The 23,876-nt window shown below is 72.6% G+C and carries 25 protein-coding genes; 4 read left to right on the top strand and 21 right to left on the bottom strand.

Annotated elements, in window-relative coordinates; all coding sequences use genetic code 11:
* Window positions 1-156: 156 nt before the first annotated feature.
* From LUW87_RS02060 to LUW87_RS02045, 4 genes are all read right to left on the bottom strand, one after another.
* Window positions 157-903, bottom strand: coding sequence for a YoaK family protein (locus LUW87_RS02060; protein ID WP_232669413.1), 747 nt, complete (start codon window positions 901-903; stop codon window positions 157-159).
* A gap of 91 nt (window positions 904-994) precedes the next feature.
* On the bottom strand, window positions 995-2,080 hold the full coding sequence (gene ruvB / locus LUW87_RS02055) for a Holliday junction branch migration DNA helicase RuvB (protein ID WP_232669412.1): 1,086 nt from the start codon (window positions 2,078-2,080) through the stop codon (window positions 995-997).
* 16 nt (window positions 2,081-2,096) lie between these two features.
* Window positions 2,097-2,711 carry a Holliday junction branch migration protein RuvA gene (gene ruvA, locus LUW87_RS02050; protein WP_232669411.1) on the bottom strand — a complete coding sequence of 205 codons (615 nt, stop codon included), beginning with the start codon at window positions 2,709-2,711 and terminating at the stop codon, window positions 2,097-2,099.
* Window positions 2,708-3,235 (bottom strand): crossover junction endodeoxyribonuclease RuvC, encoded by a 528-nt coding sequence (locus LUW87_RS02045; protein WP_232669410.1) that lies wholly within the window; start codon window positions 3,233-3,235, stop codon window positions 2,708-2,710. Before LUW87_RS02045 ends, ruvA begins: the two co-directional genes overlap by 4 nt.
* A gap of 89 nt (window positions 3,236-3,324) precedes the next feature.
* On the opposite strand from LUW87_RS02045, the gene LUW87_RS02040 reads away from it, so the two are divergent.
* Window positions 3,325-4,470, top strand: a complete 1,146-nt coding sequence (locus LUW87_RS02040; RefSeq protein WP_232669409.1) for an ABC transporter ATP-binding protein — start codon at window positions 3,325-3,327, stop codon at window positions 4,468-4,470.
* Complete coding sequence (locus LUW87_RS02035; protein WP_232669408.1) at window positions 4,467-5,351, top strand: ABC transporter permease subunit; 885 nt, start codon at window positions 4,467-4,469, stop codon at window positions 5,349-5,351. The genes LUW87_RS02040 and LUW87_RS02035 overlap by 4 nt, the downstream gene beginning before the upstream one ends.
* 9 nt (window positions 5,352-5,360) lie before the next feature.
* Here the strand turns inward: LUW87_RS02035 and LUW87_RS02030 are convergent, their stop codons facing one another.
* The 9 genes from LUW87_RS02030 to LUW87_RS01990 form a co-directional block, all read right to left on the bottom strand.
* Window positions 5,361-5,837 (bottom strand): redoxin domain-containing protein, encoded by a 477-nt coding sequence (locus tag LUW87_RS02030; RefSeq protein WP_232669407.1) that lies wholly within the window; start codon window positions 5,835-5,837, stop codon window positions 5,361-5,363.
* Window positions 5,838-5,842: 5 nt separating this feature from the next.
* A complete protein-coding gene (locus tag LUW87_RS02025) occupies window positions 5,843-6,592 on the bottom strand; it encodes a YebC/PmpR family DNA-binding transcriptional regulator (RefSeq protein WP_232669406.1) in 750 nt (249 codons plus the stop codon).
* A gap of 43 nt (window positions 6,593-6,635) precedes the next feature.
* Window positions 6,636-7,220: a pyridoxal 5'-phosphate synthase glutaminase subunit PdxT gene (gene pdxT / locus LUW87_RS02020; RefSeq protein ID WP_232669405.1), complete on the bottom strand. Its 585-nt coding sequence runs from the start codon at window positions 7,218-7,220 to the stop codon at window positions 6,636-6,638.
* Between the two features lie 76 nt (window positions 7,221-7,296).
* Window positions 7,297-8,205 carry a pyridoxal 5'-phosphate synthase lyase subunit PdxS gene (pdxS, locus tag LUW87_RS02015; protein WP_249419595.1) on the bottom strand — a complete coding sequence of 303 codons (909 nt, stop codon included), beginning with the start codon at window positions 8,203-8,205 and terminating at the stop codon, window positions 7,297-7,299.
* A 75-nt stretch (window positions 8,206-8,280) separates the two neighbouring features.
* Window positions 8,281-9,408, bottom strand: a complete 1,128-nt coding sequence (locus LUW87_RS02010; protein ID WP_232669404.1) for a DUF3048 domain-containing protein — start codon at window positions 9,406-9,408, stop codon at window positions 8,281-8,283.
* Entirely contained in the window at window positions 9,405-10,205 is an 801-nt protein-coding gene (locus tag LUW87_RS02005; RefSeq protein ID WP_232670893.1) for a M48 family metalloprotease, read from the bottom strand. The genes LUW87_RS02010 and LUW87_RS02005 overlap by 4 nt, the downstream gene beginning before the upstream one ends.
* 40 nt (window positions 10,206-10,245) lie before the next feature.
* Window positions 10,246-11,334, bottom strand: coding sequence for a glycosyltransferase family 4 protein (locus LUW87_RS02000; RefSeq protein ID WP_232669403.1), 1,089 nt, complete (start codon window positions 11,332-11,334; stop codon window positions 10,246-10,248).
* A gap of 3 nt (window positions 11,335-11,337) precedes the next feature.
* The gene (locus tag LUW87_RS01995; RefSeq protein WP_232669402.1) at window positions 11,338-12,327 is read right to left on the bottom strand and encodes a phosphatidylinositol mannoside acyltransferase; all 990 of its coding nucleotides are present in this window, start codon (window positions 12,325-12,327) and stop codon (window positions 11,338-11,340) included.
* 5 nt (window positions 12,328-12,332) lie between these two features.
* The gene (locus LUW87_RS01990; RefSeq protein ID WP_232669401.1) at window positions 12,333-13,016 is read right to left on the bottom strand and encodes a CDP-alcohol phosphatidyltransferase family protein; all 684 of its coding nucleotides are present in this window, start codon (window positions 13,014-13,016) and stop codon (window positions 12,333-12,335) included.
* Window positions 13,017-13,185: 169 nt separating this feature from the next.
* Between LUW87_RS01990 and fusA the strand changes: the two genes are divergently transcribed.
* Window positions 13,186-15,252 (top strand): elongation factor G, encoded by a 2,067-nt coding sequence (fusA, locus tag LUW87_RS01985; RefSeq protein WP_232669400.1) that lies wholly within the window; start codon window positions 13,186-13,188, stop codon window positions 15,250-15,252.
* Between the two features lie 10 nt (window positions 15,253-15,262).
* A complete protein-coding gene (locus LUW87_RS01980) occupies window positions 15,263-15,769 on the top strand; it encodes a DinB family protein (protein ID WP_232669399.1) in 507 nt (168 codons plus the stop codon).
* A 107-nt stretch (window positions 15,770-15,876) separates the two neighbouring features.
* On the opposite strand, the gene LUW87_RS01975 is transcribed toward LUW87_RS01980, so the two are convergent.
* From LUW87_RS01975 to fabI, 8 genes are all read right to left on the bottom strand, one after another.
* The gene (locus LUW87_RS01975; protein WP_232669398.1) at window positions 15,877-16,644 is read right to left on the bottom strand and encodes a hypothetical protein; all 768 of its coding nucleotides are present in this window, start codon (window positions 16,642-16,644) and stop codon (window positions 15,877-15,879) included.
* 5 nt (window positions 16,645-16,649) lie between these two features.
* Window positions 16,650-17,393: an SCO family protein gene (locus LUW87_RS01970; RefSeq protein WP_232669397.1), complete on the bottom strand. Its 744-nt coding sequence runs from the start codon at window positions 17,391-17,393 to the stop codon at window positions 16,650-16,652.
* Between the two features lie 102 nt (window positions 17,394-17,495).
* Window positions 17,496-18,068, bottom strand: a complete 573-nt coding sequence (locus tag LUW87_RS01965; protein ID WP_232669396.1) for an HIT family protein — start codon at window positions 18,066-18,068, stop codon at window positions 17,496-17,498.
* A gap of 7 nt (window positions 18,069-18,075) precedes the next feature.
* Window positions 18,076-20,025 carry a threonine--tRNA ligase gene (gene thrS, locus LUW87_RS01960; RefSeq protein ID WP_232669395.1) on the bottom strand — a complete coding sequence of 650 codons (1,950 nt, stop codon included), beginning with the start codon at window positions 20,023-20,025 and terminating at the stop codon, window positions 18,076-18,078.
* Between the two features lie 134 nt (window positions 20,026-20,159).
* Complete coding sequence (locus tag LUW87_RS01955; RefSeq protein WP_232669394.1) at window positions 20,160-20,888, bottom strand: lysophospholipid acyltransferase family protein; 729 nt, start codon at window positions 20,886-20,888, stop codon at window positions 20,160-20,162.
* 181 nt (window positions 20,889-21,069) lie between these two features.
* A complete protein-coding gene (cysS, locus tag LUW87_RS01950) occupies window positions 21,070-22,251 on the bottom strand; it encodes a cysteine--tRNA ligase (protein ID WP_232669393.1) in 1,182 nt (393 codons plus the stop codon).
* Between the two features lie 106 nt (window positions 22,252-22,357).
* Window positions 22,358-23,017 (bottom strand): NADPH-dependent F420 reductase, encoded by a 660-nt coding sequence (gene npdG, locus LUW87_RS01945; protein WP_232669392.1) that lies wholly within the window; start codon window positions 23,015-23,017, stop codon window positions 22,358-22,360.
* Window positions 23,018-23,073: 56 nt separating this feature from the next.
* Complete coding sequence (gene fabI, locus LUW87_RS01940) at window positions 23,074-23,841, bottom strand: enoyl-ACP reductase FabI (protein ID WP_232669391.1); 768 nt, start codon at window positions 23,839-23,841, stop codon at window positions 23,074-23,076.
* Between the last annotated feature and the right edge of the window lie 35 nt (window positions 23,842-23,876).

Genomic DNA, 23,876 nt, shown 5'->3' with positions numbered 1-23,876 from the left:
GCTGGCCACCACCACCCGGCACCACCCGGCACCACCCGGCACCGACCCGAACCCCCGAGCCCCCGAACCCCCGACGCATGAGCGGCGGCCGAGGGGGACCCCACCGTCGACGCCGGCCGTCGACGCCCGCAATCGACGCCCGCCATCGACAGCGCCTCAGGCGGGGTGTGGGGGCCCGGGGGTGCTGGGGGCGCCCGGGACCTCACCGGGACGGGGGCCGGGCGGGGAGGCCGGGGTGCGCGGCGGAGGGTCGGAGGCCAACAGGGGCCAGAGGACCGCCGCGAACAGGGCCGTGGCCAGCACGAGAGGAGGCCAGGCCCCGTACCGGGTGAGCCAGGCGCCGACGGTGGCCCCGACGATGAACAAGGCGATGGACCCACCCCGCCGCCGCCAGCGTTCGTTGTGGCCCCGGGCGAGCGCCGAGTCCGACACGAGGGCGGTGAAGGTGAGCGTCATCACGTTGGTGGCGAGGTCGGGCACCCCGTGGGTGCGCAGCAAGGTGTTCTGCAGCCCCATGGCCACGCACAGCAGGGCGACCACGACGTCGCGATCCCACCCGGTCTGGCCCGGGTCGGTGACCACGGCCACGACGGTGGCCACCACCAGGATCGCCAGCTCCACGAAGAACCCGAACCGCCGCTCGGTGAAGACCCGCGGCCCCCGCATCACGTGCCCGCCGAGAAGGGCACCCAGGGCGAAGAAGGCCAGCGCGGCCAGGTACCGCGCCGGCGTGCCGTTGCCGAAGTCCTCGCCGGTACCCAGGCGGAAGCCGAGCAGCACCATGTTGCCGGTCATGAGCTCGGCGAACACCCCGCCCATGGCGATGAAGCAGGCCGCGTCGATGATGCCGCAGATGGCCGAGATGCCGAAGAGGCCCGAGAGGTACGGCGGCCGCCAGCGCACGCCGTGGGACCGTAGTCGCCGGCCCCGGCGCGCCTCGTGATGCGCCGACGCTCGACGCGGGCCGACGGACGGCTCGGCGGCGACCCGCGGGTCAGGGCGAGAAGAGGTCCGGTGGGGGGTCGGCTGCCATCAGCGGCGCCGAGGGCGGCGCGATGAGGCCCACGTGGGCCCAGGCCGCCGGCGTGGCCACCCGACCCCGGGGGGTGCGCATCAGCAGGCCCTGTTGGATGAGGAACGGCTCGTAGACGTCCTCGACCGTCTCCTCGGCCTCGCCCACGCTGATGGCCAGCGTGCCCAGCCCCACCGGGCCGCCCCCGAACTTCTGGCACAGGTTGGTGAGCACGGCCCGGTCGACCTTGTCGAGGCCGAGGTCGTCGACGCCGAACAACGAGAGGCCCTCGCGGGCGGTGTGGCGGTCGATGCGCCCGTGGCTGCGCACCTCGGCGAAGTCGCGCACCCGGCGCAGGAGCCGGTTGGCGATGCGGGGCGTGCCCCGGGCCCGCCCGGCGATCTCGGCCGCGCCGTCGTCGTCGATCTCGAGGCCGAGGATGCCGGCGGCACGGATCACGATGTCCTCGAGCTCGCCGGCGTCGTAGTAGTCGAGCCGGGCGACGAGCCCGAAGCGGTCGCGCAGCGGGCCGGTGATGAGGCCGGTGCGGGTGGTGGCCCCGATGAGGGTGAAGCGGGGCAGGTCGAGGCGGATGGACCGGGCGGCGGGGCCCTTCCCCAGCACGATGTCGAGCTGGTAGTCCTCCATGGCCGGGTACATGACCTCCTCGACCGTGCGGCTGAGGCGGTGGATCTCGTCGATGAAGAGCACGTCGCCCTCGCCCAGACGGGTGAGGATGGCGGCGAGGTCGCCGGCCCGGTCGAGCGCGGGGCCCGACGTGACGTGCAGGCCCACACCGAGCTCGGCGGCCACGATGCCGGCGAGGGTGGTCTTGCCCAGCCCCGGAGGTCCGGCGAAGAGGAGGTGGTCGACGGCCTGGGCCCGGCGGCGGGCGGCCTCGAGGACGATGTCGAGGTGCTCCTTGAGCTCGCGCTGACCGACGAACTCGTCGAGGCGGCGGGGCCGCAGGCCCCCTTCCTCGCCGATGAGGGTGGCCGCCGGGGTGAGGGGGTCCTCGATCTCGACGTCGTCGGGTGACGGGTCGGGGGAGAGCAGCTCGTCGCGCATCAGCGGTCTCCTCGCATCAGGCCACCGCCAGCTTCTGCAGGGCCAGGCGCAACAGCTCGGCGGAGTCGTCGCCGTCGTCGGGCAGCTCGCGCAGCACGCCGGCGACCTCCTCGTTGCCGTAGCCCAGGTTGGCCAGCGCATCGCGCACGTCGGCGTGGGGGCTGGCGGCCGTGGCCGCCGGCGCGCCCGTGTCGGTGGCGGCGGTGGCGGCGGTGTCGAGGCCGGGGATCTCGAGGCGGGACTTGAGCTCGACCAACAGCCGGGCGGCGGTCTTCTTGCCCACGCCGGGCACCAGGCAGAGGGCGGCGAGGTCGTCGGAGGCCAGCACCCGTTGCAACGCCGCCGGCGGGTGCACCGAGAGGATGGCCAACGCCAACGACGGGCCCACGCCGTGAGCCCCGAGCAGGGCCTCGAAGGCCAGGCGCTCCTCGCCGCGGCAGAACCCGTAGAGGGTCTCGACGTCCTCTCGGCGGTGGTGGTGGACGTAGACGAAGACCTCGGTGCCGAGCTCGCCGACGTCGAGCGCGGTGGCGGCCGACACGGTGAGCCGGTAGCCGACGCCGGCGACCTCGACGAGGATCTCGCCGCTGGGCCAGCGTTCGAGCAGGGTGCCGCGCAGCGATCCGATCACGACGCACCTCCCGAGGCGACGGCGGCCGCCCGCAGCGGGGCCATGGCCAGGTGGCACAGGGCCAGGGCGGCGGCGTCGGCGGCGTCGGGCGGATGGGGCAGCTCCGGCAGCCCGAGCAGGGTCTGCACCATCTGTTGGACCTGCATCTTGTCGGCACCTCCCCATCCGGTGACCGCCATCTTGACCTCGTTCGGGGAGTACTCGACGACGTCGCAACCGGCGGCCACCGCTTCGGTCATGGCGATGCCGCTGGCCTGGCCGACCGACATGGCCGTGCGCACGTTCACCTGGAACAGCACCCGCTCGACGGCCACGGCCGCCGGCCGGTGCTCGGCGATGAGGTCGCGCAGCTCGAGCTGGAGCTCGGCCAGGCGCAGGTGCACGGGCGCCGACGGCGGGGTGGTGATGACGCCCAGGGCCCGGGCCCGGGCGCCGCCTCCGGCCGCCCCACGTCCGGCCGGGCGCGCCTCGAGGACGCAGTACCCGCAGCGCGAGAGACCAGGATCGATGCCGAGCACGAACACCCGTACGAGGTTAGCCAGGCGGGGAAGCAGCGCGGCGGATCCCCCGTTGCACCGGAGGACGACGCTCAGCCCGAGGCCCCGATCTGCCGATGACACATCCTGTGACCTCCACGACGGCTGCGGCCGCCACCACTGCCGTGCCCACCGCTCCCCCACCGACTCCCGACCCGGGATCCGCCGTGGAGCTGCGCGGGGTGGGCCGCCGCTTCGGCGCCGTGCCGGCCCTCGCCGACCTCGACCTCCGCGTTCCCACCGGGCAGATCACCGTGCTGTTGGGACCCAACGGTGCCGGCAAGACCACCGCCATCCGGGTCATCACCGGTGCGCTCGAACCCGACGACGGCGACGTGCGAGTGTTCGGCCTCGACCCGCTCGTCGACGGCGAGGAGATCCGCCGCCGCTGCGGCGTGGTCTCGGCCAAGCCCGCGCTCTACGACCGCCTGTCCGGCCGGGCCAACCTGCAGTACGCCGCCGAGCTCTACGGCCTCGGACGCAAGGCCGACGGGCCGATCCACGACGCGGCCGACCGTTTCGGCATCGTCGATGCCCTCGACCAGCAGGTGGGTGGCTACTCGACCGGCATGAAGACCCGCCTGGCCCTGGCCCGCTCGGTGCTCCACGACCCCGACCTGTTGCTCTTCGACGAGCCCACCTCGGGCCTCGACCCGGAGTCGTCGCACGCGGTGCTGGAGCTCATCCGGGAGATGACCGCCGGAGGCCGCACCGTGGTGATGTGCACCCACCTGCTGATCGAGGCCGAAGGCCTGGCCGACCGGATCGTGGTGCTCGACGCCGGCACCGACCTGCTGGCCGGCACCCAGGCCGAGCTCACCGGGCTCTACTGGCCCCCGAACCTGGTCCACCTCGCCGCCGAGGACCCCCGCTCGCTCGACGGGCTCGAGGGGTCCGACGGGGTGCTGGCGTACCGGCCCGACGCCGACGGCCGCCCCGGGGTGGCCGAGGTCCAACTGGACGACCTGACCCGGCTCCCCGACCTGATCGCCCGCCTGGTCGCCCACGGCGTGCGCCTCACCCGGGTCGAGCCGCACGACCCCACGCTCGAGGACCTCTACTTCGCCGTGCGCCGCGACCACCGGGAGCGCCTGGCGGCGGAGGGCCGGTCGTCGGCCGCGGCCGGCCTGGCCCCGGTGCTCGCCCCCCACGAGGGCACTGCTCCCGCGGCCCCACCGCCACCGCGCACCCGCATCGACCTGGCCGAGGAGGACGGGCGATGACGGCCTCCGCCTCCGCCTCCGCCGCGCCCACCCGGACCCGTCGCCGGATCAACACGGCGCGCATGTTCACGGTCATGCGCACCGACCTGCGCCAGCTGGTGGAGTCCAAGGACTTCTGGGTGCCGATGCTGCTGTTGGGCGGCTTCTTCTTCCTGATCGTGCCGGCGTTCCTGTTGTCGATCATCACCAGCATCGGCAACGTGAGCGCCATCCAGCAGGTGTCCCAGGCGCTCGAGCTGCTCCCCCAGTCCGCCCAGCAGGCCGTGCCCCAGGACGTCGATCCCTCCACCCAGGTGGGCTACGTCCTCGCCGTGTACCTGTTCGCCCCCATCGCCGTGGTGGTGCCGCTCACCATCTCCACCGCCGTCGGCGCGGCGACGATCGTGGGCGAGCGCGAGCGAGGCACCGGCGAGTTCCTCGCCCACTCGCCCGCCGACGTGCGCGAGATCTACATGGGCAAGCTGATCGCCAGCCTCATCCCCGGCTACGTGACCACCATCGTCGGCTTCGGGATCTACTCGGTCATGGTGAACCTGCTGGTGGGGCGCAAGGTCGGCGGCTGGTTCTTCCCCACCACCTCGTGGTGGCTGCTCATCTTGTGGGTGCTGCCGCCGTTCCTGGCCATCGCCTTGTCGCTCGTGCTGCGCCTCTCGGCCCGGGTGAAGTCGACCGCGGCCGCCCAACAGGCCTCCGGGCTGGTGACCTTCCCGCTGATCCTCATCGCCTACGGCCAGTCCACCGGCGCGTTGCTGGGCTCGGGCACGCCGCTGCTGGCGCTCGTGATCGGCGCGGTGGCGTGGGTGATCGCCCTCTTGTCGTTGGCCACCGGCTTCCGGTCCCTCACCCGGGCGCGGTTGCTCGGCGTGGCCAACGAGCAGTGACCGGGCCGGCTACGACGAACGCAGGTCGGCGACCACGTCGACGATCTCGTCGACGGGGCGGAAGGTGAGCCCGGCCGTGGCCCGGTGCGACCACCGCACCACCCCCAGGGCGTCGACCACGAAGATCGAACGCCGGTAGAAGCCCACCGGGCCGAGGATGCCGTAGGCCCGGCCGACGTCCTTGCCCGTGTCGGACAGCAGCGGGAAGGCGAAGGGTCCGTGATCGGCCGCGAAGCGCTCGTGGTCCTGGACCGACTGCGGGCTGATGGCCAGCACCTGGGCGCCGACGTCGGCGAAGCGCCCGATGTCGGCCGAGTAGGTGTTGAGCTGCACGGTGCAGACCGGCGAGTTGTCGGCCGGGTAGAACACCAGCACCACCGGGGCACCGCCGAGCTCGCCGAGTGAGTAGCGGCGACGGCCTTCGGGCGTCCCGTCGGTGCCCTCGAGGGAGAAGTCCGGGGCCTCGGCCCCGGCCCGCAACGTCACCGGGCTCAGGCCTCGAGCGACTGGAGCAACTCGTCGGGGATGTCGAAGTTGGCGTACACGTCCTGGACGTCGTCGTTCTCCTCGAGGGCGTCGATCACCTTGAGCACCGCCTTGGCCGCCTCGGGCGTCTCGAGGGGGATCGTGGTGCTCGACACCATGGTGACGTCGGCCGAGTCGAACGGGATGTCGGCGCCCTCGAGGGCGCTGCGCACCGCCGGCAGATCTGACGCCGCGCAGGTGAGACGCCACGTGTCACCCTCGTCGCCGATGTCCTCGGCGCCGGCGTCGAGGGCGGCCAGCATGATGTCGTCCTCGGCCACGGACCCGGGGATGACCACCACGCCCTTGCGCTCGAACTGCCAGGCCACGGCGCCGGGCTCGGCGATGGAGCCGCCGGTCTTCTTGAGCAGCGAGCGCACGTCGCCGCCGGTGCGGTTGCGGTTGTCGGTGAGCACCTCGATGAGCACGGCCACCCCGTTGGGGGCGTAGCCCTCGTAGGTGATCTGCTCGTAGGTGACCCCTTCGAGCTCACCGGTGCCCCGCTTGATGGCCCGTTCGATGGTGTCGAGCGGCACCGACGCATCCCGGGCCTTCTGGTACATGGTGCGCAGGGTCGGGTTCATGTCCGTGTCGCCGCCCCCCTCGCGCGCCGCGACCTCGACCTGGCGGATCAGCTTGGCGAAGAGCTTGCCGCGCGCCTTGTCGGCCGCGCCCTTCTTGTGCTTGATGGTCGCCCATTTGGAGTGGCCGGACATCAGGTTCCCCTTTGTGGCTGGTGGAGCGGATGAGGGCGCGTGCTCACGCGGCCAGCACCCGGGAGACGAACAGTTCGTGGATGCGCAGGTCCGAGGAGAGCTCGGGGTGGAACGCGGTGACCATGACCGGGCCCTGGCGGCAGGCGACGGGACGGGTCTCGACCTCGGCCAGCACCTCGACCTCGGAGCCCACCCGGTCGACGACCGGGGCGCGGATGAACACGGCGTGCACCGGCGCCTCGTCGAGCCCGATGACCTGCAGGTCGGTCTCGAAGGAGTCGACCTGGCGGCCGAAGGCGTTGCGGCGCACGTCGATGTCGATGGCGCCGAGGCAGCGCTGGTCGGCGCGACCGTCGAGGACGTCGGCGGCCAGCAGGATCATGCCGGCACAGGTGCCGAGGGCGGGCATGCCTTCGGCCAGCCGGGTGGCCAGCGGATCGAAGAGCCCGTTGGCCTCGAGCAGCTTGGACATGGTGGTCGACTCGCCGCCGGGCACGACCAGCGCGTCGACGGCGTCGAGGTCAGCGGCGGTGCGCACCTCGCGCACCGACGAGCCCAGGCGCTGGAGGGCACGGGCGTGCAGGCCCACCGCGCCCTGCAGGGCGAGCACGCCGACGACAGCCGGCACCTGGGGGCTCCGATGGCGGGGACGACGGCACGGGGGCGACCCTACTGCCGGTGGCGAACGGGAGCGGCGGGGCCGGTCACCAGCCGCGCTCGGCGAAGGTGGTCTCGAGGCCGCTGATCTCGAGGCCGGGCATGGCCCCACCGATGCCGCGGCTGACCTTGGCCAGGATGTCGGCGTCGCGGAAGTTGGTGGTGGCCTCCACGATGGCCTTGGCCCGACCGGCGGGGTCGTCGCTCTTGAAGATGCCCGAGCCGACGAACACGGCCTCGGCGCCGAGCTGCATCACCAGGGCGGCGTCGGCCGGGGTGGCGATGCCACCGGCGCAGAACATGGGCACCGGCAGCGCGCCGGTCTCGGCGATCTCCTGCACGAGCGGGATGGGGGCCTGCAGCTGCTTGGCCCACCCGAACAGCTCGGCGGAGTCGGCCTGGCTGATCTTGCGGATGTCGCCGAGGATCGAGCGCAGGTGGCGCACCGCCTCCACGATGTTGCCGGTGCCGGCCTCGCCCTTGGAGCGGATCATGCAGGCGCCCTCGGAGATGCGGCGCAGCGCCTCTCCCAGGTTGGTGGCGCCGCAGACGAAGGGCACGGTGAAGGCCCACTTGTCGATGTGGTGGGCCTCGTCGGCGGGGGTCAGCACCTCGGACTCGTCGACGTAGTCGACGCCGAGGGCCTGGAGGATCTGGGCCTCGACGAAGTGCCCGATGCGAGCCTTGGCCATCACCGGGACGGTGGTGACCTCCTTGATGCCCTCGATCATCTCCGGGTCGCTCATGCGGGCCACCCCGCCGTCGCGACGGATGTCGGACGGCACCCGCTCGAGGGCCATCACGGCCACCGCGCCGGCGTCTTCGGCGATGCGGGCCTGTTCGGGGTCGACGACGTCCATGATGACGCCGCCCTTGAGCATCTCGGCCAGGCCTCGCTTCACGAGCTGGGTGCCCGTCTCACGCGCCACGAGACCTTCGGAGAACTGATCAGCCATGCCGCTGAGTGTACGACCGGCGAGGCCCCGGCCACGAAGCGAACGCGCCGCCTCGAGGCCGACGTGCCCGACGTCTCAGCGGCGCACGGCCAGGAGGGCGTCGGCGGTGGGCTGATCGAGGTACGGCGCGGGGGTGCCGGCCTCGGGCAGGGCCACCCACGTGGCCCCCGGCGTCAGCAGGATCGGCTGGCCGGCAGCGTCGGTGAAGCGGGCCGGCTGGTCGCGGGTCGGCCGGCTCCAGCGCCCCGGGATGGCCTGGCCGGCGGTGAGGACCAGCGCGTCGCCCTCGCCCACCGTGATGGCGCGCGGCGAACGGCTGTCGGCCGCGCTCACGCCGTACTCGACCCACTGGATCACCACGTTGGCGGGGGCCACCTGCCGACCGTCCTGGTCGACGGCCGCCGAGTTCTCGCGGGCGTGGCGGGTGTCGACCTGGTAGCGGTTCCAGCCCTCTCGCTCGGCGTCCCAGACGTAGTCCACCACCTGGCGCAGACCGAAGTCGACGCTGACGCCGGCCACCGGGACGGCCTCGGCGGGGACCGGGTGAGGCTCGGTCTCGGCGACCCGGTACTCGAACAGCGGCGCCGGCCCCCACTGGCCCTCCGGGGAGCGCTCGGCCACGAGGGGCACCAGGTTGACGTACAGGTTGTGCGGGGACCGCCGCTCGCTCGATCGGTAGTAGAAGCCTTCGGCGGCGTCGAAGGACGCGTTGGTGAGCACGTCCTCGCGGGCGGCCTGCAGGACCTCGCCGGTGACGCCGGCGTTGCCCCCCGACCACACGAAGAGGGGCCGTGACAGGTCGGCCACCAGGTCGATGTCGCTGGAGCGGGCCGACCGCACGGGACCCACGCCGTCGACGATCCGGGAGTGGAAGACCACACCGAAGCGGGTGATCCCCTCGACCTTCATCTCGTAGACGATGTCGGCGTCGTTGATCCCCGACTGCGGCCGGGCATCGGGGCTGTTGTCCATCTTCACGGTGACGGCCGGGTGCAGCTCACCCACCGGGTCGTCGGTGGGCAGGCCGGTCAGCGGTGAGCGCACCGGCGGGGGTGGCTCGGTGGTCGTGGTGGGGATGGTCGTGGTCGTGGTGGTGGTGGGGGCCACCTGTTCGTCGTCGGAACCCAGGACGAAGACGAACACCACGACGGCGCCGATCACGGCGAGGACGGCGGCCGCGATGGCTCCGATGCGCAGGTTCACAGCAGCTCCAAGGCGTCGGCCCGGTCGGCCAGCGGGGGCCGAGCGGAGTCGGAGGCGTTCCCGGTGGGGTCGGCCAGCCACAACGCCGCGGTGGCCCCGACGGGGTGGTGCACCTGGGTGGAGACGGCGTCGAGCTTGCGCAGGGCGGCGCACAGACCGGGCGGGTAGCGGGTGAGGGTGACGGCGTCACGGTCGAGGAGCACGTCGTCGTCGGGGGACACGGCCCGCTCGAGGCGACCGGCGAGCACGCCGGCCACCGGCTTGGCCAACAGCGCGGCGCCCGCACCGCTGCCGGTGAGCACCTCGACGGCGGTGGTGGAGGCGGCCAGGTCGCCCCGGCGGATCTGGGTGACGGCCCGGGCCAGCACGCCCTCGAGCTCGATGCGTTCGAGGTGCTCGAGCAGGCCGGTGGTGACCACGAGGTGGGCGTGGTGGTCGTCGACACCGAGGACCATGAGGTTGGCCCCGGTGTCCTCGACCACGTGCAGGGTGGGGGTGGCGATGCCGCCGGAGACGCTGAGGCCCTCGACCAGGTTCACCAGGCGAGCGTGGGCGTCGGGGTCGGCGGGGCGCGCCCCCAACCCGGCCAGCACGTTCTGGGTGGGGTCGGCCGCGGCCCGGCTGGCGGCCCAGGCCCCGAGGGCGACGGTGGCGACCAGGCCGATCACCAGGCCGATCCAGGACAGCACCACGGTGAGCACGGCCGTGGCGACGAGCCCGAGGGCGACGGCGGGGATGGTGGCGACCGTGACCAGCCAGGAACGGGTGGGCGCGGGGGCGGTCTGCGGGGTGCTCACGGTCGGGTGGGCCTCGTGGGGTCGTCGGGACGCCGTGATGCTACCGGCGGGTACGACGCCGCCAGAGCACTCTCTCGTAGAGGTCGACGTAGACCTCGGCGAGGTGCTCCATGGAGAAGTGGGCGGCCCGGGCTTCGCCCGAGGCGACCAGGCGCTCGGCGGTGGCGGGCTCGGAGAGCACCCGGCGCAGGGCGGCCGCCAGCGCCACGGCATCGCCGGGCGGCACGAGGAGCCCGTCGAGGTCGGCGCGGGCCACGTTGGCGTACCCCGGCAGCTCGCTGGCCACCACCGGGGTGTGGGCGGCCATGGCCTCGAGCAACACCACCCCGAACGACTCGCCTCGCAGCGAAGGGGCGCAGAACACGTCGGCACCGCGGAGGCGGGCGGCCTTCTCGTCTTCGGAGATGCGTCCCAACCACTCGATGCGGACGTCGCCGGCGACCCGCCGGCGCAGCACCTCGGTCTCGGGCCCGTCGCCGGCCACCCACAGCGTGACCGTGGGCGGCAGCTCGGCCATGGCCTCGAGCAGCACGGCCAGGCCCTTGCGGGGTTCGTGGCGGCCGAGGAAGAGGATGGTGGGGCCGGTGGTGGGGGTCGGGGTGGCCTTGGCGAAGTGCTCGAGCTCGACCCCGTTGAACACCAGCGCGTAACGGCCCCCGAGGGCGGCGACGGCCATGGACCGGGCATCGGCGGACACGGCGCAGCGCAGGTCGAGCTTGTCGGCCCCCCATCGCACCAGCGGGCCCAACCACTGGTACGGGGCGCTCTCGCCGGCCGCGTGGAAGGTGCCGACCAACGGCTGGGACTTGAACAGCAGCGCCGTGTGGGTGGGCCCGGGAGCCAACGGCTCGTGGAGGTGGACGACGTCGAAGCGCTCGTCGCGCAGGGCCCGGATGGTGCGCAGCTGGGCCGACGGGTCGGGGGCGATGGGGGCCATCGACCCGTTGGCCGCGGTGGGGATGCTGTCGCCGAGCGGCGTGACGCCGGCGTCGGGGGGCGGGCCGTCGCACGGGCCGAGGACCCGCACGTCGTGCTCGAGGGCCCGCAGGCTGCGCGCCAGGCCCAGCACCTGGCCCTGCACCCCTCCGGGCACGGTCAGGCTGTAGGGGCACACCACGCCGATGCGCATCCGTCAGCCCTCCCCGCCGGGAGCCGACCGGGCGGCGGCGGCTTCGGCGGCCGCGGCGGCGGATGCCGGGCCGTGGAGGGGCCGGGGGTGCGCCTTGCCGATGGCCTCGAGCGCGTCGTAATCGCTCGGCCAGTTGGGCTGTTGGAGGTGCCACTGCTCGGGCGCGGCGCGGATGAGGGTCTCGAGCCAGGCGACGAGGTCGTCGGTGACGCGCTGCACGTCGGCGCGCAGCTTGCCCTGCCGGGTGGTGTCGAGCGGAGCCTCGACCCGCCCGTGGTGGCGGGAGCCGTCGAAGTAGACGGCGGTGGGCAGCACCGGGGCGCCGGTGCGCAGCCCGAGCGCGGCCGGTCCGGCCGGGACGGTGGTGCGCTCGCCGAAGAAGTCGACCTCGATGCCGTCGCCGTTGATGTCGCGGTCGCACAGCAGGGCCACCACGTGGTTGTCCTTCAGGGCGCGGATCACCTCGGTGCCGGCACCGGGGCCGAGCGGCACGATCTCCATGCCCAGCTGGCGCCGGAAGGCGGCGAAGAACTCGAAGAGGTCGGGCGGCTCGACCGGCTCGACCACGACGGTGACGCGCACCTGCTTGACCTGGGTGAGCCAGAACCCGGCCCACTCCCATCCGCCGAGGTGGGGCAGGGCCAGGATCACGCCGTCGCCCTGGTCGAGGGCGGCGTCGACGTGCTCGTAGCCGGTGACGTGCATGCCGGCGTCGAGGACCTCCGGCGAGGTGCCCGGCAGCCGGAACGACTCGATCCAGTAGCGGGCGTAGCTGTCGAAGGTGGCGTCGACGGCCTGGTCGAGGGCGCGGCCCTGCAGGTCGGGGCCCGCTGCTCGACGCAGGTGGCGGGCCACCAGCATCCGCCGCTCACGCGACACCGTGGCCGCGGCGCGCGACAGCACCCGGGCAGTGAGCCCGGCCACGGGGAGCGGCACGGCGCGGGAGTAAGCGGCGGCGCCGCGGTAGGCGGCGGTGACCGGGTCGAGGCCCATCGCCCTCAGCGGCGGGAACGGGAGCGCAGGTTGCGGCGCCACTCGGTGGACGCCGAACGGGCCGCTCGACGGCGCGAGGCCCGGCGGGCGGTGAGCACCGGCGGACGCTCACGCGATGCCTGTCGCCAGACCTTGACGAAGCGCTGCACGGCGGTGAGCAGGGTGAGGGCGAGCATGACCCACAGCACCGGGATCAAGAGGGCCTCGAACAACAGGCCGAGGCCCAGCACGACGATGCGCTCGGCCCGTTCCATCACCCCGCCCTTGGCGTTGAAGCCGAGGGACTCGGCCTTGGCCCGCTCGTAGCTGATGACGAGCGAGGCGGCCAGCACGGCCATGGGCAGCAGCGGCATGAGGCCGCCCTCGGTGGTGGCGAGGTACCAGGCCACACCGACGAGCAGGAGCGAGTCGGAGATGCGGTCGGCGACGCTGTCGAAGAAGGCGCCGCGCGGTCCGGCGGTGCCGGCGGCCTTGGCCACGGCGCCGTCGAGGGCGTCGGGGAGCCCGGTGAGCACCAACAGGAGCAGGCCGACGTGGAGGTTGCCGGTGGCGATGGCCACCGCCGCCCCGGCCGCCATGACCATGCCGAGCGCAGTGAGGTGGTCGGCGGAGATCCCGGTGCGACGCAGGTTGCGGCCGACCGGTCTGAGGCCCTTTTCGATGCTCGTCCGCCAGTGTCCGTCGAGCATGGCTGCTCCAGTTCGCGATCGTGAGGCGGCGCGCGAGGCGCGCCTCATGTACCCCCGGAGGCTACCAGCACCCCTCGGCGCGCCGACGTACCGCACCAGTACGCTCCGGGGCGTGCGCCCGGGCGCCACCGCCCGCGGGTCGTCGCGGCCACCCGGGCAAGGAGGCCTCGTGCAGCCGTTCGCCCCCGAGAAGATCCGCAACGTCGCCCTCGTCGGCCACAGCGGCGCGGGCAAGACCAGCCTGGCCGAGGCCCTGCTCACCGAGGCCGGCGTGATCGCCCGCCCCGGTCGGGTCGAGGAGGGTACGACCGTCTGCGACGCCGAGCCCGAGGAGCAGGCACGGCACATGTCGCTGGTGGTCACGCTCGCCCCCTTCGAGTGGAAGGGCCACAAGATCAACCTGCTCGACACCCCCGGCTACGCCGACTTCGAGGCGGAGACCCTCGCCGCGCTCGGGGCCGCCGACCTGGCCGTGTTCGTGGTGAGCGCGGCCGACGGGGTGGAGCCCCAGACCCGCCACCTGTGGAAGGTGGCGGCCTCGATGGGCCTCCCGCGCATGGTGTTCGTGAACAAGCTCGACCGCGACCGCTCCGACTTCGACGGCGTGCTCGCCGAGCTGCGCGACGCCTTCGGCGCCGGGGTGGCGCCCCTGGAGCTGCCCATCGGCGCCGAGGGGGCTTTCCACGGCGTCGCGGACCTGCTCACCGACACCGCCTTCCTCTACGACGACGGCGTGCACACCTCCGGTCCGGTGCCGCTCGAGATGGCCGACGAGGAGCACGAGGTGCACGACAACCTCGTCGAGGGCATCGTCGTCGGCGACGACGACATGCTCGAGCGCTACCTCGCCGGCGACGTCCCGAGCTTCGAGGAGCTCGAACGGGTTCTGGCGGTCGGCGTCGACCAGGCCACCGTCTTCCCCGTGGTGTGCGGGTCGGCCACCGCGGTCATCGGCATCGACCGCCTCGCCGACCTGCTCTGCGAGATCGGCCCCTCACCCCTCGATCGCCCGCCCGTGGAGGTCCACGCCGGCGACACCGTCGTCTCCGTGCCCCCGGACCCCACCGCCGACCCTCTCGCCCTGGTGGTGCGGGCCACGTCGGACCCCTTCGTGGGCCAGGTCAGCCTTCTCCGGGTCCTGTCGGGCACCGTGAGCACCGACACCCACCTCGTCGACGTCCGCACCGGGGCCGACCTCCGTCTCCACGGCCTGTTCACCCATCGGGGTCGCGACCGGGTGGAGGTGTCGTCGGCCCTCGCCGGCGACCTGGTCGCCGTGCCCAAGGTCGAGACCCTCGCCGGTGACACCCTCGCCCCCAAGGGCTCCCCCGTCGTCGTGCCCGCCCCCGAATGGCCCGAGCCGGTCCACGCCATCGCCGTGGCCGCACGCAGCAGCGCCGACGAGGACAAGCTGGCCACCGCCCTGCACCGCCTGGTGGCCGACGACCCGTCGCTGCGGGTCCGCCGCGACGACGAGACGCACCAGACGCTGCTGGCGGGGCAGGGTGAGACGCACCTGGCTGTGGCCCTCGACCGCCTGCGGCGCAAGTTCGGGGTGGAGGTCGACGCATCGGACGTGCGCATCGCCTACCGCGAGACCATCACCGCCGAGGCCCGGGCCGAGGGCAAGTACAAGAAGCAGAGCGGAGGCCACGGGCAGTTCGGGGTGGCCGTGGTGGCCGTGGCCCCGGCCGCCCGGGGCGAGGGCATCACCTTCGTCGACGAGGTGGTGGGCGGGGCGATCCCCCGCCAGTTCATCCCGGCTGTCGAGAAGGGGGTGCGCGAGGCCCTCGCCGAAGGCGGGCCCCACGGGTTCCCGGTGGTCGACGTGGTCGTGCGCTGCCTCGACGGCAAGCACCATCCGGTCGACTCGTCGGAGATGAGCTTCAAGGCCGCCGGCCGCCTGGCCGTGCGCGAGGCGGTGGCGGCCGCCTCACCCGTGATCCTCGAACCGGTCTCCCGGGTGGAGGTGACCGTGCCCACCGCGTCGCAGGGCGACGTGATGGGCGACCTCAACGCCCGTCGGGCCCGGGTCCAGGGCACCGACCTGGCGAGCGAGGACGAGACGGTCATCACCGCGCTGGTCCCCGGCGCCGAGCTCACCCGCTACGCCGTCGACCTGCGGGCCCGCACCCACGGGCTGGGCCGCTTCCACGCCGAGCACGACCACTACGACGTGCTGCCCGCCCACCTGGCCGCGGCCGTCTCGACGGCCGACACCGGCGCCGCTGGGTAGGTTCGCTCCCATGAGCTCCTACGACCTGTCGACGTTGTCCCCGTCCGACGCCACCGCCGCCCTGCGCTCGTACCCGCGCCGCTACCGCGAGGCGCTGCGGCCCCTCGCCGACGACGAGAGCGTGGAAGAGCTGGCCCGGCGCTACGACGACGACGGCAACTGCGCCCTCGACCTCGTGGCCGACACCGTGCGCACCTGGACGGTGCAGGCCGAGGCGCTGCGCCAGATCGACCTCGGCGAGCAGCCGGTGGTGCACCCCGGCGTGGTCGATGCCGCCGAGCGGCACTGGGAGACGAGCACCGACGAGTCGCTCGACCAGGTCCTCGAGCACCTCGAGGAACAGGCCACGGCGTTGGCCGACCAGGCCGACCGCATCAAGGGGTCGAGCTGGAACCGTTCGGCCACCACCGCCGGCCACGGCCCGGTGAGCGCGCTCGACGTGGTGCGCGCCGCAGTGCGCACCGGTCGCGACAACCTCACCGCGGCCGAGAAGGCCCTCGACGCCGTACGGCGCTGAGCGGTCGACCAGCCGACATCCGGGAGCGGACGAACCCGGCTGACCAGCCGCGGCGAGATGACGGGCGTAGCGGCCGGCGATCCGGGGCTCGACCCGCCGGCCGGCCGCTAGATGCTCAGGTCGGTCCAGTCCTCAGGATTGTCCTCGACGAACCACTCGACCACGGATGCGTCGAGGCCGTCGACGAGGACCAGGCCCCGCTTGTCGGGCGGGTCCTCGGCGGAGTAGAGCAGGATGCGCCAGGTGGGTCGGCTGAGCAGCCCCCGCCAGCCCATCTGGGCCGACGCGTGGCCCACCGGGAAGCCGACCTGGCGGGTGGCCACCACCAGGGCGTCGCGTTCGTCGACGTCGAGGTTCCAGCCCGACACGAAGCTGTAGGCACCGATGAGCACCAGCCCGATGGCGGCGGCGAGGAACCCGCCGTTGACCACGGGGTTGTCGCCGTCGCGGTAGATGAACCACACCACGGCGCAGACCGCGGCGATGCCCCAGTAGAGGTAGGCGGGGATGCGGCGTCGGTTGTTGTTCGGGAACAGGTACGGGCCCACGTAGCCGGCGGCGTCGAGGTCCTCGGGCAGGGCGTCGCGGATGTCGGCGTCGGCGAGCGCAGCCGGGGTGGCATCCCCCGAGGCGTCGCCGGCGGCATCGAGATCGGTCGACTCCGGATCGCCGACGTCGGGGAGGTCCCCGCGACCGGTGGTCTCGTCGGCGGGTGAGGTGCCGTCGGGCGGCGGTGTGTCGTCGGGGGCGTCGTCGGGCATGAGGAGGCGACCGTAGCGCCCGCCGTCACCGATGTTCCAAGCCGACCCGCCCCCACCGTGCCGAGCGATGACGCGGACCTCGGACCCGCGGGCGAAGCTCAGGGTGATGGGCACCGCGCTCAGGTGCTCGGGTAGGTGCTCGCCAGCAACGAGCGCAGGCCGGCACCGATCTCGGGGCCGGCGGTGCCGTAGGGCCAGCGCCACACGAGGCGGCCCTGGTCGTCGACGACGTAGGTGTCGCCGGTGTGGGCGACGGCGTAGAAGTCGCCGGGCTCGTGGGGCTCGATCTCCCACTGGACGTTGAACCGGTAGGTGACCTTGTACAGGGCGCCATCGTCGGCGGCGCGCAGAGCGTGGGTCCCCGAGTCGGGGAAGAAGTGGGACAGGTAGTCGGCGATGCGCGGACCGTCGTCGCGCGCCAGATCGACGGTGACGAACGCGACCTCCACCCGCTCACGCTCGTCGGGTGAGAGCTCGGCCAGGCCGGCCGCGGTGTCGGCCATGGTGAGCGGGCAGACGTCGGGGCACGAGAGGTAGCCGAAGTAGACCACCAGGAGCTGGCCCTCCGGCGCCGCCACGGCGAAGGGCTCGCCGGCCGGCTCGGTGGCGTGGTCGGTGAGCACGAGGTCGCCCACCTCGACGGCGGGATCGGGAGCGTCGCCGACCAGGTCGCTCGCCCCGACAGTCGGACCCGGAGCCGAGGCGCCGTCGTCCGACGACGACCCGCACCCGGCGGCGAGCAACGCGATCGCGGCCCCGACGCCCACGGCGAGCACGGCGACGCGGTGGGCGCGGGAGGACATGGCGAGAGTGTCGCCCACCGCGACGAGGTCGACGACCGGATCGGGCCGGTTCGGGAACATCGGCGCCTCCATTCGGGCCCAAGGTCCCGACGCCACCACCACCAGCGCCTGGCGGGCGATGGCCCGACGCGTCGGCGGCGCGTTGGGGCCGGGGTCGCCGGTTCAGCCCGGCCAGGCGGCGCGCAGGCGGCGCCAGGACTCGTCGAGCGGCTCGGGCAGCACCCGGGTGAGGGCCACGGCGGTCATGAAGTTGGTGTCACCCGACCATCGGGGCAGCACGTGGGTGTGGAGGTGGTCGGGCACCCCGGCCCCGCCGGCGCTGCCCAGGTTGGTGCCCACGTTGACGCCTTCGCAGCGGTACGCCGCCTTGATGGCCACGACCGAGTCGCGGGTGAGCAGGGCCAGGTCGGCCAGCTCGTCCGGTTCGAGGTCCTCGAGGTCGGGCACCGCCCGGTTGGGCAGGACCAGGACGTGGCCGCTGGTGTAGGGGTAGGCGTTGAGCAGCACCGAGCACCGGCTGCCGCGGTGCACCACGAACCCTTCGTCGTCGGGGAGGGCCAGGATGCGCTCGAACAGCGAGCCGGTGGCATCGGGGGCCAGCGACATGTCGTCGGGTTCGCTCACCGAGGTGATGTAGCTGGCCCGCCAGCCGGCCCACAGGTGCGCCAGGCCGGGGGCCGGGGCGGCCGCGTCGGCCGCAGTCGTCGGTTCGGTCGGGTCGGTCGGTGAGGTCACGGCCGGCTCAGAGGTGGGCCATGACGTCGACCGAGAGGCGGTGGATGAAGTCGTCGCAGGTGACCCCGCGCTCGACCTCGCCGCCCCGGGGGTTGACCCCGACGGTGCCGTGCTCCACGTCGTCGTCGCCGACCACCAGCACGTAGGGGAGCTTCTCGAGCTTGGCCCGTCGGATGCGGCCGCCCAACGGTTCGGAGGCGTCGACGAAGTCGGCCCGGAAGCCCTCGGCCTTGAGCCGGTCGACGAGGCGGTGGGCGTAGGTGTCGTGGTCGTCTCGGACGGGCAGCACCCGCACCTGCACCGGGGCCAGCCACGCGGGGAAGGCGCCGGCGAAGTGCTCGAGCAGCACCCCGAAGAAGCGCTCGACCGACCCGAACAGGGCCCGGTGCAGCACCACCGGCTCGTGGCGCTGGTTGTCGGGGCCCACGTACTCGAGGCCGAAGCGCTCGGGCAGGTTGAAGTCGGCCTGGATGGTGGAGAGCTGCCACTTGCGACCGATGGCGTCGCGCACCTTCACGTCGATCTTGGGGCCGTAGAACGCACCGCCGCCCTCGTCGATCTCGTAGGGCAGCTGCTCGCGCTCGAGGGCGGTCCGCAGGGCGTCGGTGGCCATCTCCCACTTCTCGTCGGTGCCGACCCACTTCTCTTCGGGACGGGTGGAGAGGTTGGCCTCGAAGTCGTGGAAGCCGAAGGCCCGCAGCACCGACAGCACGAACTCGAGCGCCCGCGACACCTCGTCGACCACCTGGTCGGGGGTGCAGAAGATGTGGCTGTCGTCCTGGGTGAAGCCCCGGATGCGCATGAGCCCGTGCAGGGTGCCGGATCGCTCGTAGCGGTACACCGTGCCCAGCTCGAACAGGCGCATGGGCAGCTCCCGGTAGCTGCGCTGGTCGCTGGAGAAGATGAGCATGTGGAACGGGCAGTTCATGGGCTTCGGGTAGTACGACCCGTTGTCCATCTCCATGGGCGGGTACATGCCGTCGGCGTAGAAGTCGAGGTGCCCGCTGGTCTCCCACAGCACCGACTTGGCCAGGTGCGGGGAGTACACGTACTGGTAGCCGCCCTGCTCGTGGCGGTCGCGGCTGTAGTCCTCCATCAGCTTGCGCACCGCGGCGCCCTTGGGGTGCCACACCGCCAGTCCGCCGCCGAGCTCCTCGGGAAAGCTCAACAGGTCGAGCTCGACCGCCAGCTTGCGGTGGTCGCGCTTCTCGGCCTCCTCGAGGTGCTGGAGGTGCGCGGCCAGCTCCTTCTTCGACGGCCACGCCGTGCCGTAGATGCGCTGCAGCATGGGGTTCTTCTCGTCGCCGCGCCAGTAGGCGCCGGCCACCCGCATGAGCTTGAAGTGCCCCAGTCGCCCGGTGTCGGGCACGTGGGGGCCACGGCACAGGTCGATGAACCGAGGCGGGTTCTCGTAGGTGCGCACCAGCCCCGTCTCGGTGGCCGACATGGGGTCCTCCGCGGCACCCTTGATGATCTCGACCTTGTACTTGTGGTCCTTGAACAGCTCGAGGGCGTCGTCCTCGGTGATCTCGTCGCGGATGAAGGGCTGGTGCTCGGCGATGATCTCGCGCATGCGCGCCTCGATGCGCTCGAGGTCGTCGGGGGTGAAGGTGCCCCCGTCGGGCAGCTCGAAGTCGTAGTAGAAGCCGTTCTCGACGGGCGGCCCGATGGCGAACGTGGCCCCGGGGAACAGGTCGAGCACCGCCTGGGCCAGCACGTGGGCCGTGGAGTGGCGGATCGTGTACAGCCCGCGGCTGCTGGTGTCGGTGACGATGGCGACCGTGTCGCCGTCGTCGAGGGGCCACACGAGGTCGCGCTCGACGCCGTTGACCTCGGCGATGACGGCGGCCTTGGCCAACCGGGACCCGATGGCGGCGGCGACGTCGCCCGCAGTGGAGCCGGCCGGCAGTTCTCGCGTCGATCCGTCGGGCAGGTTGATGGTGAGGACGTCGGCCATGGCTGCGAGCGTAACGCTGCGGCCACCGGCCTCCCGCAGGAGTTGGTGGCGCCGCCAGCGTGAGTGCCGGACCCACGGGGTGGGGGCCGCCCGGTCGCCCGGGGGCGCGGCCGCGGATCGAGGCGGCGAGGCCCTCAGGCCGAGACGGCCACCCTCTCGGCCTCGGGGATGCGAGCCGTCTCGGTGGGCAGCTCTTCGCTGGTCTTGGTGGCGTAGGTGTCGACGTAGCGCTGGGCGGAGAGCTCGCGGATCTCGAACATGACCTCGTCGGTGATCTGGCGCAGCACGATGCGATCGTCGGCCCGGTCGAGGTAGCGGGTCACGTCGACGGGTCGTCCCACCCGGACCCGCAGGGTGCGGAACGGCTTGGGCAGAGAGCAGTCGGGAGGCTGGACCTCGAGGGTGCCCTGCAGCCCGACGGGGATGATGGGGCAGCCGGTGCGCATGGCCAGGCGGGCAGCCCCGGTGTGGCCCTTGTGGAGCAGGCCGTCGCGGCTGCGGGTCCCCTCGGGATAGATGCCGAACAGCTCACCGGAGTCGAGCAGCTCGGCCGCCTTGTCGAGGGCTCGCTCGGCGGCGCTGCCGCCACCCCGGTCGATGGGGATCATGCCGAGGGCAGGGAAGATGTAGCGGGTCTTCCAGCTGTCCATGTACTCGGCCTTGCCCACGTAGGTGATGCGCCGGGGCAGGGCGGCGGCCACCGCGAAGTGGTCGAAGACCGACAGGTGGTTGGGGGCGACGATGGCGCCACCATCGGCGGGCACGTGCTCGAGGCCCTCGACCTCCCAGTTCCAGAAGAACGAGAACAGCGGGTCGAGCACCGCACGAGCCGGCTTGTAGAGCTGTCCGACCTCTCGACCCATGCTCCACCCCCCCCGACCTCGACTTCGTGCGATTGTGCCCCAGTCCCGGCCCCGGCGATAGGGCTGGTGACAGGAATCACGAAGTTGCTTTCCTCGGTCAACCACACCCCAGAGCGCTTCTTGCATGGTTTCGTCGCTCTCAGGTGCGCCGAAACCATGCAAGAACACCAGAGGGGGTTGGTCAGGTGACGGGGTCGCCGACGAGGAAGACGCCGAGAAGGGCGGCGGCACGGGCCACGCCCTCGCCGCGCTCGACGGCGGCGTCGATGGCCGCCACCGCGCCGGGGGTGTCGAGATCGTCGTCGAGGCGCTGGCGCACCGCGGCGAGCGCGGCGTCCGAGTCGGCCGCACCGACCGCCTCGGTGGCGGCCAGCCAGCGCTCGAAGCGCTCGTCGGCGGCGGGCATCACGGTGTCGTCCCACTCCCACGAGTCGCGGTAGTGGCGGGCGACGATGGCCAGGCGGATGGCCCTCGGGTCGTGGGTCTTCAACAGCTCGGAGATGAAGACCAGGTTCCCGAGCGACTTCGACATCTTCTCGCCGTCCATCCGGACCATGGCCTGGTGCATCCAGTGGCGCACGAAGGGCTGACCGGTGGCGGCCTCGCTCTGGGCCGCCTCGCACTCGTGGTGGGGGAAAACCAGGTCGGACCCGCCGCCGTGCAGGTCGATGGTGGTGTCGAGCTCACGCAGCGCCAGGGCCGAGCACTCGATGTGCCAACCGGGACGTCCCGCACCCCAGAGCGACTCCCACGCCGGTTCGCCCTCGGCCGACGGCTGCCACAGCACGAAGTCGAGCGGGTCGCGCTTGTTGGGGTCGTCGGGGTTGCCGCCGTGCTGGCGGGCCAGGTCGAGCATCTCGTCGCGGGAGTAGTGCGAGACCTCACCGAACTTCTCGAAGGACCCCACCGAGAAGTAGACGGCTCCGCCGCTCTCGTAGGCGTGGCCGCGGTCGAGGACCATGCCGATGAAGCCCCGGATGTCGGGGATGGCCGACGTGGCCCGCGGTTCGCTCCAGCTCTCGATGACGTTGAGCGCCACCATGTCGTTGTCGAAGCGGGCCGTCTCGGCGGCGGCGAGGTCGAGGTAGTGCACCCCGAGCTCCTTGGCCTTGCGCAGGATGTCATCGTCGACGTCGGTGATGTTGCGCACGCAGCGCGTCTCGTGGCCCCGGTCGCGCAGACGCCGCTGGAGGACGTCGTAGGTGACGTAGGTGGCGGCATGACCCAGGTGGGTGGCGTCGTAGGGCGTGATGCCGCAGGTGTACATGGTGACGACGGGCCCGGGTTCGAAGTCGACGACCGCGCGCCGGGCCGTGTCGTAGAGGCGCATGGGCGCGTCGTTGTCGAGAGGGCTGTCGGTCATGCAGGTCCTTCCGGCTCGGCGTGCACGTTACCGCCGTGTCCCCACCACAACCCCCGACGGGGCCCGGGCAGTCCCGCAACCGTTCCGCGGCCGCTCCGGCGGAGGGTCAGATGTCGTCGAGACCGGTGAACTTCACCGCCACGCGCGTCTTGTAGCGGACGTTCAGCTGCAACAGCACGGCGGTGAAGGCCTCGATGGGGGCGGCCTGGGTGAGGTCGCCGGCGTCGAGGGGACGCAGGTCGTGCATCTCGGCCAGCAGCTCCATGCACCGGGCCTTGGCCTCGGGGTGGTCCGAGCAGATCAGCACGTCGCTCTCGACGGGGTGATCGAGGTCGCCGAGCTCCTTGGCCGGCACGTGGTGCAGGGCGGCCACGACCTCGGAGTCCGGCACCGCGGCCTGCACGCTGGCCGCCACCGACCCGCGGGGCGGCACGAGGGGCTGGAACTCGTGGCCGACGCGCACCAGGGCGTTGGCCATGGACAGCACGATCTTGCCGGCGAGCTGGCCGCGCACGGACTTCGCCGTGGTCCAGGCCGCGTCCCAAGGGGTGGCCACCACGATGAGCTCGGCCTCGGCCGCCCCCGCGTTGTCGGCCGCGGCGATGGACAGGTCGCGCCCCTCCCACCGGGCGTGGAGCCCGTCGACGACTTCGCCGGCGCGCTCCGCCGATCGCGATCCGACCACGACGTCGTGGCCGACCGATGCCAGCCGGGTCGCCAGGCCACTACCGGCCGGGCCGGTTCCTCCGAGAATGCCGATCTGCATCCCAGTGAACCTAGTTGAGTGGCATCACCTGTCTGCGAACAAGCAGACGCCGGGGCTCAGGCGCCGGTGGAGTGGTAGCCGCCGTCGACGTGGACGATCTCGCCGGTGGTCAGGGGGAACCAGTCCGAGAGCAGCACGACGCAGGCCTTGGCCACGGCGGACGAGTCGCGGACGTCCCAGCCGAGCGGGGCCCGTTCGTCCCACACGTCCTCGAACTGCGAGAACCCGGGGATGGATCGGGCGGCGATGGTCTTGATGGGCCCGGCGGCGACGAGGTTGACCCTGATCTGGTGCTCGCCCAGGTAGCGGGCGAGGTAGCGCGACGTGGATTCGAGCGAGGCCTTGGCCACGCCCATCCAGTCGTAGGCGGGCCAGGCGACGGTGGCGTCGAAGTCGAGGCCCACGAGCGAGCCGCCCTCGGTCATCAGCGGCGAGACGACGTCGGCGAGGGCCTTGAACGAGTAGGCCGACACGTTGAGGGCCACGGCGACGTCGTCCCACTGGGCGTCCATGAACGTGCCGCCCAGACACACGGGAGGGGCGAAGCCGATGGCGTGCAGGGCGCCGTCGACCCGGCCCCAACGCTCGGCCAGGTCGTCACGCACCGCGGCGAGCTGGGCCGGGTCGGACACGTCCATCTCGAGCACGGGCGGCTCGACCGGGAGCTTGGCCGCCGCCCGACGGGTGTTCTTCATGGCGTTGCCCACCCCGGTGAGCACGATCTCGGCGCCCTCCTGTTGGGCCAGGGCGGCCACCCCGAACGCGAGGGAGGAGTCGCTGAGCACTCCGGTGACGAGCAACTTCTTGCCTTCGAGCAGTCCCATGAACCTCTCCGATCCGGATCCGACCGCCGACGTTA

It is taken from the genome of Rhabdothermincola salaria, assembly GCF_021246445.1.
Classification (GTDB): Bacteria; Actinomycetota; Acidimicrobiia; order Acidimicrobiales; family Acidimicrobilacustridaceae; genus Rhabdothermincola_A; species Rhabdothermincola_A salaria.
This window is presented reverse-complemented; position numbering and strand designations above follow the sequence as displayed.

Bases quoted from the DNA above. Each gene is read 5' to 3' on its own strand.
- ruvB (WP_232669412.1), bottom strand. From the start codon at position 2,080: ATGCGCGACGAGCTGCTCTCCCCCGACCCGTCACCCGACGACGTCGAG.
- LUW87_RS02040 (WP_232669409.1), top strand. From the start codon at position 3,325: ATGACACATCCTGTGACCTCCACGACGGCTGCGGCCGCCACCACTGCC.
- LUW87_RS02035 (WP_232669408.1), top strand. From the start codon at position 4,467: ATGACGGCCTCCGCCTCCGCCTCCGCCGCGCCCACCCGGACCCGTCGC.
- LUW87_RS02025 (WP_232669406.1), bottom strand. From the start codon at position 6,592: ATGTCCGGCCACTCCAAATGGGCGACCATCAAGCACAAGAAGGGCGCG.
- pdxS (WP_249419595.1), bottom strand. From the start codon at position 8,205: ATGGCTGATCAGTTCTCCGAAGGTCTCGTGGCGCGTGAGACGGGCACC.
- LUW87_RS02000 (WP_232669403.1), bottom strand. From the start codon at position 11,334: ATGCGCATCGGCGTGGTGTGCCCCTACAGCCTGACCGTGCCCGGAGGG.
- LUW87_RS01995 (WP_232669402.1), bottom strand. From the start codon at position 12,327: ATGGGCCTCGACCCGGTCACCGCCGCCTACCGCGGCGCCGCCGCTTAC.
- LUW87_RS01990 (WP_232669401.1), bottom strand. From the start codon at position 13,016: ATGCTCGACGGACACTGGCGGACGAGCATCGAAAAGGGCCTCAGACCG.
- LUW87_RS01980 (WP_232669399.1), top strand. From the start codon at position 15,263: ATGAGCTCCTACGACCTGTCGACGTTGTCCCCGTCCGACGCCACCGCC.
- LUW87_RS01970 (WP_232669397.1), bottom strand. From the start codon at position 17,393: ATGTTCCCGAACCGGCCCGATCCGGTCGTCGACCTCGTCGCGGTGGGC.
- thrS (WP_232669395.1), bottom strand. From the start codon at position 20,025: ATGGCCGACGTCCTCACCATCAACCTGCCCGACGGATCGACGCGAGAA.
- LUW87_RS01955 (WP_232669394.1), bottom strand. From the start codon at position 20,888: ATGGGTCGAGAGGTCGGACAGCTCTACAAGCCGGCTCGTGCGGTGCTC.
- cysS (WP_232669393.1), bottom strand. From the start codon at position 22,251: ATGACCGACAGCCCTCTCGACAACGACGCGCCCATGCGCCTCTACGAC.
- npdG (WP_232669392.1), bottom strand. From the start codon at position 23,017: ATGCAGATCGGCATTCTCGGAGGAACCGGCCCGGCCGGTAGTGGCCTG.
- fabI (WP_232669391.1), bottom strand. From the start codon at position 23,841: ATGGGACTGCTCGAAGGCAAGAAGTTGCTCGTCACCGGAGTGCTCAGC.